Here is a 10,284-nt window from a genome sequence, read left to right as displayed (position 1 = left end):
CCTGCAGTGACTGTGGTGTCGAGCATGATCGAGATACCAACGCTGCGTTGAACATTCTCCGATGCGGACGTGCATCGCCAGGTGTGGGAATCCTCTCCCTTTAGGGAGCGGAGGACGTCAAGATGCTTCTCCTTGCAGGGGTGGAAAGCGTGGCGCGCGTCAGAATCGCGCGGCCCGGTACGGCGTGAGGTCCAGCGGCGGGGCGCGCTGGGCGACGAGGTCGGCGACGATCTGCCCGGTGATGCCGGCGAGCGTCACGCCGAGATGCTGATGACCGAATGCGTGGATCACGCGCGCGCTGTCACGTGCGCGGCCGATGACGGGCACGCCGTCGGGCAGCGTCGGCCGGAAGCCGAGCCAGCTGCGCGTCGGTGCGCCGAGCGACGGTACGGCTTCGCGCGCGGATCGCGTGAGCAGCGCGACGAGCGACGGGTTCATCGGTGCGTCGAAGCCGCCGAGTTCGACGGTGCCGGCCGCGCGCAGTCCTTCGGCGAGCGGCGTCATGTAGAAGCCGCGTTCGGCCCAGCCGACCGGCCGCGTGACGATCGGCTCGTGTGCGCCGAACTGCACGTGATAGCCGCGCTCGGTGTCGAGCGGCACCGCATCGCCGCACGCGGCAGCGAATTCGCGTGAGCGGGCGCCCGCGGCGATGACGACGTGATCGAACGCGCGCACCGTGCCGCCCGCCTGCACGTTCACGCTGTCGCCGGCGGGTGCGATCCGCTCGACGCGCGCGCGTTCGAGCGTCGCGCCGCCTGCGGCGAGTTGCGCGAACAGTGCGCCGAGAAAGCCGTGCGGATCGGAGAAATGCCAGCTGCCGACGAACAGCACGCCGCGCGTGAAGATCGGCGCAAGCGCGGGTTCGAGCGCACGGATCGCGCTCGCGTCGAGCGTCTCGAACGGCACGCCGAGCCGGCGCCGCAGCGCGAGCGACGGTTGCGCGGCATCGAACGACGCCTGCCGTGCGTACAGGTACAGGCATTCGCGCGGCCGCACGAACGCCGCGAGCCGCGCCGAAGCGAGCAGTGGCGCATAGCCGTCGGCGGCACGCGACAACAGGGCGGCCAGTGCGCTCGCGCTGCGTGCGTGGCGCGCGGGCGTCGATGCGAGCAGGAACCGCGCGAGCCACGGCGCGCCGTGCAGCAGGTAGGGCCAGCGGATGCGCAGCGGGCTGTCGGCGGCGAACAGGAAGTGCGGCAGGTCGCGGAACACCGACGGGCCGTTCACCGGCACGCAGCCGTACGGCGCGAACGTCGCGGCATTGCCGAACGATGCGCCTTCGCCGATGCCGGCCGGATCGAACAGCGTCACGCGATGCCCGTCGCGTTGCAGCCATGCCGCCGCGCCGAGCCCGATGAAGCCTGCACCCACGATGGCGACGTTCGCCATGACGCTTCCCCTCCGGTCCATATGATTCACACAAAGTTGCGATCAAGAATCACACAGTAATTTTTTGTGTGCAATCAAAAAGAGATTGTGTGGTGATGGTGTTTACCCGAGTTCAATCCTTTGATTCAGCAGACTTTTCGGTAAATGATCGACGGGGTGGGGATGTCAGATACAATCGCTGGGCAAGTCAAAACGGCAGACAAACGCTTTTTGTGTGGTCACAGGCGACAGATGGCATCAGACAAACTTTCCGGCGAGCGCGACAGCGGCCTGCCGACGCAGGCGAAGCGGCCGACTTATGTCGAGGTCTCGAGCTCGATCGAGGAGGAAATCCGCAACGGCACGTATCCGCCCGGCAGCCGCCTGCCGCCGCAGCGCCAGCTCGCGACCGAACTCGGCATCAACGTGTCGACGGTATCGCGCGCGTACAAGGAATTGCAGCTGCGCGGCCTCGTGATCGGCAGCAAGCGGCGCGGCTCGCTCGTCACCGGCGGCGCGATGCCGAGCATCGAGCCGGCCCGCGCGTCGCTCGCGGCCGGCAATGGCGTGATCGACCTGACCGTCAACCGGCCGGCCACCGGCGAATTTCTCGCAAGCCTCGCGCAGACGTTCGGCACGCTGCCGAACGACCCGCGGTTTGCCGCGCTACAGGAATACCAGCCGCCCCAAGGCCCCGACTGGGCGCGTGCAGCCGGCGCGCAGTGGCTGGCCGCGCCGGGCTTCACGCCGTCGCGTGACCAGGTGGTCGTCACGAGCGGCGCGCAGCACGGCCTGTATGCGGTGCTGAACAGCCTGATCGGCACCGACGGCGTGATCGTCGCCGATCGCCTCACGTATTACGGCCTCAAGGCGCTCGCGCCGGTATTCCAGTTCGAGATCGTCAGCGCGCCGGCCGACGACGACGGCCTGCTGCCCGACGAGATCGAACGGATCTGCCAGCGCATGCCGGTCAAGGCGATCTTCGTCGTGCCGAACCTGCAGAACCCGACCGTGACGACGATGAGCCTCGCGCGCCGGATGGCGCTCGTCGACATCGCGCGGCGCCATCACGTGACGATCATCGAGGACGACGTATACGGGCCGCTCGTGCGCGACCGGCTGCCGGCGATCGCGGGGCTGTGCCCGGAGCTGACGTTCCATATCGGCGCGACGTCGAAGATCCTCGCGCCGGGGCTGCGTCTCGGCTACCTCAGCTGTCCGCGCGACAGCGTCGCATTGTGCGCGGAGGCCGTGCGCACGACTGCATGGATGCCCGCGCCGACGTCGATGCTGATCGCGACGGTATGGATCGACGACGGCACGGCCGAGCGGATCATGGCCGCGCAACTCACGGAGATCCGCGCGCGAGTCGATCTCGCACGGGAGCTGTTGCCGGCCGGCCAGTTGAAGTCGGACCCGGCGTGCATGTTCGTGTGGCTGCGGCTGCCGCCGCCGTGGCGCGCAGACGATTTCGCCGCGAATGCGAAGGCGCGCGGCGTGATCGTGATGCCGTCGTCGACGTTCGCGGTCGACCGCGCGGAAATCGAGCACGGCGTGCGCATCAACCTCGCGTGCCCGGCCACGCGCGACGAACTCGTCAACGGGCTGCGGATCCTGTCCGGCACGCTGAAGGACCGACCGCGCGCGCTGTTCGGGTCGATCTGACGGCGGCCGCTCGACTGCGAAGACGGTGACTCAGTCGAGCAACCCCGCGACGACGTCGACGATCCGCTGCAGCAGCGCTTCGTCGTACGGCAGCCACGGTACCGCGCGCAGCGGCGACGGCGGCGGCGCGATCGCGGGTTCGACCGGCTCGCCGTCGCGCGTCACGCGGCCGGTCGCGCAATGCACCGACCACGCGCCGACGCGCACGTGGCGTTCGTCGATCGTGATCTTCCCTTGCGCAACCGGTTCGGCGAACACGAGCGACAGCACGTGTTTGCGATGCCGCGCCATCACGCCGAGCGGCAGATCCGACAACCGGTTCAGGCGCTGCCAGCGTTCGGATTCGAGGTCGCGCAGGCGGACCGGGTCCGCCGCAAGCGCAGCGGTCGCCGCGCGGGTCGCGTCGTCGTCGAGCGCGAACGCGGCCACGCTGACGAGCAGGTCGACCGCCCGTGCCACTTCGGAGAACACCACGCGATCGATTTCGCCGATCGGCAGCGGCGCCCAGCGCGCGCCGTGCCGGCGTTCGACGACCAGCCGGCGCGACGTACCATGGCTTTCCGAACCGGGATAAAGCCGCGCATCGACGAAGAAGGTCGCGCGCACGTCGCCGAATTCGCGGACGAGCGCGTCGTCGTACGCGCGGATCGACCAGCCTTCGCGGCGCGCGACGCCGAGCAGCGGCCGGCTCGACAGCACGTGACCTTCGAACATCGCGGAATCGCTGGCCGACGCGTCGTCGTCGCTCGGCACGTAGTACTCGCGGAACGCCTGCCGGACCGGTTGCCGCAGCGCACGCCCGACGATCGCGCGCTGCCACGCGAGCCGTTCGTTCGCATCGGCCAGCAGCGGGTGCCATAGCCGGATAGTGCAGTCGTCGGCGATCTCGCACGCGTGGCCGGCCGCATCGCGCAGCACGATCTTGCCTTTCGCGATGTCGGGCATGAACGATTGCGTCGCGCCGTCGCTGCCGTTTGCTTGCCAGATCATCCGCGCCGAGAACGCGGCGCCGGCCGGCGCATCGACGAGCCGCTCGCGCCATTCGGCGTGGCCGAGCGTCATCGGCTGCCAGAAGCCGGCCTCCATGCACGCGGCGAGCATCGCGAGCTGCTTCTTGTCGGGCTTCGCGTCGAGCGTCATCCGCAGCGCGGTGTGCGGCCGCTCGCCGAGCGCGCGTTCGGCCGGCTTCAGGTTGCGCGCGAGCTTCTTCTGCACGCCCGCGTGACGGACGACGGCCAGCGCGTCGCGCAGCGCACGCACGCTCTCGGGCGTCGGGATCGTCTCGACCGCATGGCCGAGCGCGATGGCGAGCGACTGCGACGGCGCGGTTTTCGCGGCTGTCGGCGCGACGCACACGCCCGTCAGCAGCGGCCCGATCAGCGGGCGCAGCCACGTTTCGTCGCGATAGGCGGCCACGCGCGCGGCGCGTGAGATGACTTGCGCGTCGTCGGTCGTGAACGCCCGATCGGCGGCATAGGGCGCGGCGCCGGCATGCAGCGCCGCGACCTGCTGCGCGGCCTCGGTCAACGCGTCGCGCGCGAAGGCGACATACGCGGCGTCTTCCGCGAGCGTGACGGCCGGATCGCTGAAGTCGATCCACAGCCGCTTCGGCGCGAAATAGCCGCTGTCCGTCGCGGCCAGCGCGAGCAGCGCGGCCGGGCCGAGTGCCGGCAGCACGTCGAGCTCGCGCACGCGAAACGGCGAGTCCGCCAGCGCCTGTGCATACGCATCGCGCCGGGCCGAGAAGTCGCGGCGGCCCGCGAACCAGTCGAGCGCATACGCGCCATATACGGAAACCGCGCGCAATCCGCCTTCCTCCGGCTCGCCGGCGATCCGCGCGAGTTCGGCCTGCAGCGCGGGTGACGGCAGCGTGTCGAGACAGGGCAGATCCTCCAGCGCGCGTTTCCATCCGCCGGCCGGAATGGCGCGGAACAGTTCGAGCGCCGCAGCGGTGTCGATGAGCGGCGCGAGGCCGAGCGCATCGATCTGCCGGCGCAGCCAGCCCGCGAATACGGCGCGCGGATCGTCGAACGCCTGGTCGCGCACCAGGATCTCGTGCTCGACGCGCCGGAAAGCCGGCCACACGGTGCCGAGCGCGGGTGCGTCGAGCGTCGACAGGTCGATTGGCGGCCCGGTGAAGCGCGGGTGGTCGGCCGGGTCGGTCAGCCGGGCGATGAGCAGCGCAACGAGGGCGCGATCAGTCATGTGCGCGCTCCTGGTTGGCTGTGTCGTTCTGGCTCGATTTCCTTCTGTTCTGTACTGACCGGGAGGCGTGGATCGCGCCGCCGGGGCCGGCTACGTGTTCGACCGTGTACTGCATCGTGTGGCTCTCACCCTGAAAAACCTGCGGGTGCACAGTATTGCACCCCAATTGAGCCCGGTCGCGCGGAGGTTCGTGCGGCGGGCGTTCCGGGCCGATCGGGCTGCCTCGTGCCGGCCAACCGACCGTCCGGCCATTTCATAAGACGTACAGTTTTCCCGCCATGCGCGATTCGCGCCGAACTGTACTCTTGTTCGCGCGTTCGATGTGTGTACTCGCCGCCAACTGTTCTTCTCTTAAGATTCGACCATCAAGTGCACAGTGCCGCAGATCCAGCTGGTCCGGAACCCTGCCGGCGCATCTTCAAGAGAGAGCCAGTGCGATGGAAAAGGCAAAACCGGAGGGAAAGATCAGGAATCACGACGGCCCGGTCGGCGGGCGAAACATGTGCAACACGTGCGTATTGGACGCACACAGCGGGGCGGGGCGGCTGCGCATGCCGGCGGGAGACGCACGATGAAACTCTATGAAAAACTCGCGGACGATATCGAGCGTCTGATCCGCCAGGGCGTGTACCGGCATGGCGACCGGATTCCGTCGGTGCGGCAGGCGAGCCAGCAGCACCGGATCAGCATCACGACCGTGCTGCATGCGTATCTGCTGCTGGAAAGCCGCGGGCTGCTCGAAAGCCGGCCGCAGTCGGGCTATTTCGTGAACCTGCGGCGCGACGACGGCCACGCACCGGTGCGCGAGCTGCGGCCGTCGAAGCCGATCGCGATCTCGTCGTCGGTCGACGTGAGCCGGCTCGTGCTGTCGACGCTGCGCTCGATCGGCACGGACGATGCGGTGCCGCTCGGCTCGCCGTATCCGGACCCGAGCCTGTTCCCGTTCGAGAAGCTGAACCGCTATGCGTACGCGGCAGGCCGCGACAAGTCGCTGTGGGGCGTGACCGACGGGCTGCCGCCCGGCCATCCGCGGCTGATCCGGCAGATCGCGCGCCGCTACCTGGAAAACGGGATGTCGGTGGACCCGAACGAGATCATCGTGACGGTCGGCGCGACGGAGGCGATCAACCTGTGCCTGCAGGCGGTGGCTAAACCGGGCGACACGATCGCGGTGGAATCGCCGACGTTCTACGCGATGTTGCACGCGATCGAGCGGATGGGGATGAAGGCGATCGAAGTGGCCACGCATCCGGAATACGGGATCGACATCGCGGCGCTGGCCGCGATCGCGAAGTCGCAGCCGATCGCCGCATGCATGGTGATGCCGAACTTCCAGAATCCGCTCGGCTTCCAGATGCCGGACGAGCGCAAACGCGAACTGGTTGAGTTCGCAACGAAGGCCGGGATGCCGATCATCGAGAACGGCGTGTACAACGAACTGTATTTCGGCGACACGCATCCGAGTTCGCTGAAATCCTACGACCGGACCGGGATCGTGCTGCATTGTTCGTCGTTCTCGAAGAGCCTGACGGCCGCGTACCGGATCGGCTGGGCGCTGCCGGGACGTTATCGCGACCAGGTCGAGAAGCTGAAGTTTCTGAACACGCTCGCGACACCGTCGTTGCCGCAACTGGCGATCGCGGAGTTTCTCGAACGCGACGGCTACGAGCATCACCTGCGGCGCTTGCGCAAGGCGTATGCGCAGCAGGCGAACCTGATGCGCGCGATGGTGTCGCGGTTCTTCCCGGAAGGCACGCGCATGTCGAGCCCGGCGGGTGGGTACGTGCTGTGGGTCGAACTGCCGGCGCAGGTCGATGCGATGCGGTTGTACCAGCTCGCGCTGGAGCAGGGGATCACGATCGGGCCCGGCTACATGTTCTCGATCACCGACAACTACCGGAACTTCATCCGGTTGAACTACAGCAGCCCGTGGTCGCCGGAAATCGAGCAGGCGGTGATCGCGGTCGGGAAGCTGGCCGCGGCGTGCATGCGGTGAAGGGGCGTGTGCGGTGTCTTGCGCTTCGACGACGAAGCCGGCATGGTGCCGGCTTTTTCTTGAGTCTTCGTGGATTCACGTGAATGTCTTGCGGACCCACTCCGGACTTAGCAGGCTGTTGAAATTCGGAACGGTGTAAACGGGCGCTGCGAGCGGTGCGTTAGAGACATCGTGTTCATGGCCTTAGGTAGATGAGAGCGATGCGCGGAATGGACGAGATGCAGGAACCTCCGGCAATAGTTTGTTGTGAACTGTCATGGCCTGGCTGGTATTTGAGGCATGACATGAGTGCCGAACTGCCGCTGCCGATTACTGCGATGAACAAATCATCCGGTCCTGCCTGATCGACACGCGCGATGATTTCTTTCGATGCACGATAGCCTTCTTCGCTCGGAAGGGGGCCTAACCTAACCATGGAGATAACGGCAACAAAGAAGCCGACACGAGTGTTGACTCGTGTCGGTTTTTGACATCATTAAAACGGGAATGCTATCGGCGACGATTGTTCACGAGAGCGGCCGGAACAAAGAAGACAAGCAGCCCGCCGATGACGAGGCTCACTGCAAGTGCGAGTACCCCAGCGCCTGCCGAGCCGGATGCCTGCTTGATGACCCCAATCAGAGACGGGCTGACCACGCCGGAAATACTGCCGACTGAGTTTGCGAGCGCCAAACCCGCTGCGGCAGCTGCGCCGCCGAGGAAGGCGGGAGGAATTACCCAGAACTGCGAGATGGTGGTCATCACGCCCATTGTGCCCACCGTCAACGCAATCATCGCCGCCAGGGTAGAGCCCGAGAACCATACGCTCATCGCGAGGCATCGCCTTGCTCCTCAAGCCCGGCGCATCCATCGATGCCGCCTACCCGCAAAAGAGATCCCAGCCGGTAATGACACCGCTTGGTGAAGCGGCCAGCTCTGATAACCCCGATTGCGTCAAGGCCTTGCTGGATGCGGGCGCAAAGAAGACGGCCCTGGCGTTTTCGGAAAGCTACGTTGCTGCAGACCCTTCGGTAAAGGGAAAAACGGTCCAGCAGTATGTGCTGTCCGCCGCAAAGAAGTACCCGTCGTTGTATTCGCCAGAGATCGTCAAGCTCTTTGAGTAACGAGGAAAGGCGGAGTCAAGCGGGATCGGAGCGGGTTGCAAGACAGCGTTCGCGAAGGTGATATGACCGGCCACGGCGGCGTAGCCATGCAAGGTTTCGCCAACACCGGCCTTGCGTGCGGTTGTGCCGGAAGCAAACTGATGGAAGAACGCCGTGGAATTTCTGAAACAAGTCGTCAGCAACCTCGTGTTCTGCGTGTTGGGCCTTCTGTTCCTTCGATGGCTATATGGAAGGATACGCGACCATCTTACCGAGAGCAGACGGGTCGCCGAACGCACCCTGACGCTGGCGCAGTATCTGCAGAAGTACCCGCGGTGCAGGACGCCACGCGGTATTCAATGCGCCGTCTGTCAGTCGATGAGTATCAGGAACTGGGGCCTTGAGGGAAGTGATGATCCGCGTCGCATCTTCATCTGCAACCACTGCAACACGAGGCTTTACCGTACCGATAATTGGTGAAGGAAGAGGGTGGTGCGGGCGTCAATGCACTTACTCGCACTCACTCGCGATTCAAGAATAGTTGTCCCGCAAACGGGGGCAGGCTCACTTCCGACGCGGGAGACGGTGGGCGGGGCGAACGCCGGCGAACCGTGTGCGTTGCATCGGGGCAGCGCCATGGGGGTAACGATTAAAAAGCCCGCTCTTCATCCCCGAATAGGGGCGTATCCGCGCATCTGTTCTTCTACATTCTCCGACGTCGTTTATTTAGACAGGGATCCCATGAAAATGCAGAAATCCTGGTTATGGTCGTTAGTGTTGTTGCCTAGTGTGGCCTGCGCCAGCGAAAGGATTGATTTTCACTACAACAATACGCAGGTGCTGGCTGCCACCGACCGGGCCCGAGTCAACGACGCTTGGTTCGCGCGTTGCGCGGCCGGAGGACAGTTCGCCGAGCTCGCCCGTGGTTACGCACCGGATCCACGATTGACACGCGAGCAGCGGGAAGCGGCGGAAAAATCATTCGATCGGCAGGCCTTCGAACGTATTGCCCAGGCGACCTACGACCGTGTGGTCGACGATCTGCCGCAGGCCCGCCTCGTTAAGGAGATGGATGTCGTCTTGATCTTCCCAGGTGTGCTTGATTTTCAGTACCGAAATCAGTACTATTTGGTTGTGTTCTTGTACTGAAATGAGGGGCGCTATGAACAACACCCTAACCGTCGCTGAGCTCAAGCGACGCGGCATGGCTGCTATCGAGGAAGGTTTGCAGCACGGGCCGATCCATATCATGAAGCGTAACCGGGCAACTGCCGTGGTGCTATCGGAAGAAGAGTACCAGCGCCTCACCGGCGGGCGTTCTGCTGCTGCGGGGATGACTGCCGTGCAATGGTTGTTGTCCCAAACGGGTACAGGTACGCGGGACAAGGTGGAGATTGACACTGCTTTGGCGGAGGAGCGCGACTGGTGATCGCATTCTTCGATGCCAATGCGCTGATCTACCTGCTCGAAGGCAAGGAACCCTTTGCCAGTCGGGTTCGGGCCGAATTGGCGGCGGTGTACCGCGCTCATCCTGAGGTTGGTTCAGCCGTGAGCCGGCTTTCCTGGCTGGAGTGTCGTGTAGGCCCAATGAAAGCAAACGATGCGGCGATCCTGAACCTGTACGACACTTTCTTTGCCCGGCCGGATCTTATCTGGCTGGAGCTGAATCGCGATGTGGTCGAATTGGCGGCCGCTATTCGTGTGCGGCACGGGCTACGCACACCTGATGCGTTGCAGGCGGCATGTTGTCTTCAACTGGGGCCTGAGCATGTTTTTTTGACCGGGGATGCCATGTTCCAACGTGTTCAAGGCCTGAAGGTGGTGTTGCTGACTTAACGGCGAGGGCGCAAGGAGATTGCTGCCATGACCAACGTGAAAAAAATGACGTTTGCTGCGCGCGCTGGCCACAAGGCTGGTCGGTGGGTGAAACCTCTTGTGTGCCTGGAGACAGCGATTGTCCAATGTCTG

General features: G+C 65.1%; 10 protein-coding genes and 1 pseudogene. 7 read left to right on the top strand and 4 right to left on the bottom strand.

All coding sequences use genetic code 11. The features are described 5' to 3' along the window. The coding region (locus tag HWW87_RS18305; protein ID WP_175821468.1) for a zinc ribbon domain-containing protein at window positions 1-104 on the top strand (104 nt) is incomplete at its 5' end. Window positions 105-159: 55 nt separating this feature from the next. Here the strand turns inward: HWW87_RS18305 and HWW87_RS18300 are convergent. After that, window positions 160-1,389, bottom strand: a complete 1,230-nt coding sequence (locus HWW87_RS18300) for an FAD-dependent oxidoreductase (RefSeq protein ID WP_175821467.1) — start codon at window positions 1,387-1,389, stop codon at window positions 160-162. Between the two features lie 231 nt (window positions 1,390-1,620). On the opposite strand from HWW87_RS18300, the gene HWW87_RS18295 reads away from it, so the two are divergent. Next, a complete protein-coding gene (locus HWW87_RS18295) occupies window positions 1,621-3,033 on the top strand; it encodes a PLP-dependent aminotransferase family protein (protein WP_175821466.1) in 1,413 nt (470 codons plus the stop codon). A gap of 30 nt (window positions 3,034-3,063) precedes the next feature. Here HWW87_RS18295 and HWW87_RS18290 read toward each other — a convergent pair whose 3' ends face one another. Further along, the gene (locus HWW87_RS18290) at window positions 3,064-5,238 is read right to left on the bottom strand and encodes a DUF4132 domain-containing protein (protein ID WP_175821465.1); all 2,175 of its coding nucleotides are present in this window, start codon (window positions 5,236-5,238) and stop codon (window positions 3,064-3,066) included. Between the two features lie 571 nt (window positions 5,239-5,809). Here HWW87_RS18290 and HWW87_RS18285 point away from each other — a divergent pair. Next, window positions 5,810-7,234 carry a PLP-dependent aminotransferase family protein gene (locus HWW87_RS18285; protein WP_174434541.1) on the top strand — a complete coding sequence of 475 codons (1,425 nt, stop codon included), beginning with the start codon at window positions 5,810-5,812 and terminating at the stop codon, window positions 7,232-7,234. Window positions 7,235-7,409: 175 nt separating this feature from the next. Here the strand turns inward: HWW87_RS18285 and HWW87_RS37205 are convergent, their stop codons facing one another. Together HWW87_RS37205 and HWW87_RS18275 are read right to left on the bottom strand one after the other, a co-directional pair. Beyond that, window positions 7,410-7,649: a DUF4147 domain-containing protein gene (locus tag HWW87_RS37205; RefSeq protein WP_244107298.1), complete on the bottom strand. Its 240-nt coding sequence runs from the start codon at window positions 7,647-7,649 to the stop codon at window positions 7,410-7,412. A 74-nt stretch (window positions 7,650-7,723) separates the two neighbouring features. Next, window positions 7,724-8,050: pseudogene (locus tag HWW87_RS18275) on the bottom strand (MFS transporter); the annotation flags it as partial. A gap of 8 nt (window positions 8,051-8,058) precedes the next feature. On the opposite strand from HWW87_RS18275, the gene HWW87_RS18270 reads away from it, so the two are divergent. From HWW87_RS18270 to HWW87_RS37200, 4 genes are all read left to right on the top strand, one after another. Further along, window positions 8,059-8,337: an ankyrin repeat domain-containing protein gene (locus tag HWW87_RS18270; protein WP_175821464.1), complete on the top strand. Its 279-nt coding sequence runs from the start codon at window positions 8,059-8,061 to the stop codon at window positions 8,335-8,337. Window positions 8,338-9,057: 720 nt separating this feature from the next. Continuing rightward, entirely contained in the window at window positions 9,058-9,465 is a 408-nt protein-coding gene (locus HWW87_RS18265) for a hypothetical protein (RefSeq protein WP_175821463.1), read from the top strand. A 13-nt stretch (window positions 9,466-9,478) separates the two neighbouring features. Then, window positions 9,479-9,745 (top strand): type II toxin-antitoxin system Phd/YefM family antitoxin, encoded by a 267-nt coding sequence (locus HWW87_RS18260; RefSeq protein ID WP_175821462.1) that lies wholly within the window; start codon window positions 9,479-9,481, stop codon window positions 9,743-9,745. After that, the gene (locus tag HWW87_RS37200) at window positions 9,742-10,152 is read left to right on the top strand and encodes a type II toxin-antitoxin system VapC family toxin (RefSeq protein WP_244107297.1); all 411 of its coding nucleotides are present in this window, start codon (window positions 9,742-9,744) and stop codon (window positions 10,150-10,152) included. Before HWW87_RS18260 ends, HWW87_RS37200 begins: the two co-directional genes overlap by 4 nt. Window positions 10,153-10,284 lie beyond the last annotated feature (132 nt).

This window comes from Burkholderia sp. BCC0419 (genome assembly GCF_902830285.1).
Taxonomy (GTDB): domain Bacteria; phylum Pseudomonadota; class Gammaproteobacteria; order Burkholderiales; family Burkholderiaceae; genus Burkholderia.
The sequence above is the reverse complement of the archived record's forward strand: the minus strand, read 5'-3'. Positions and strand labels throughout refer to the sequence as shown.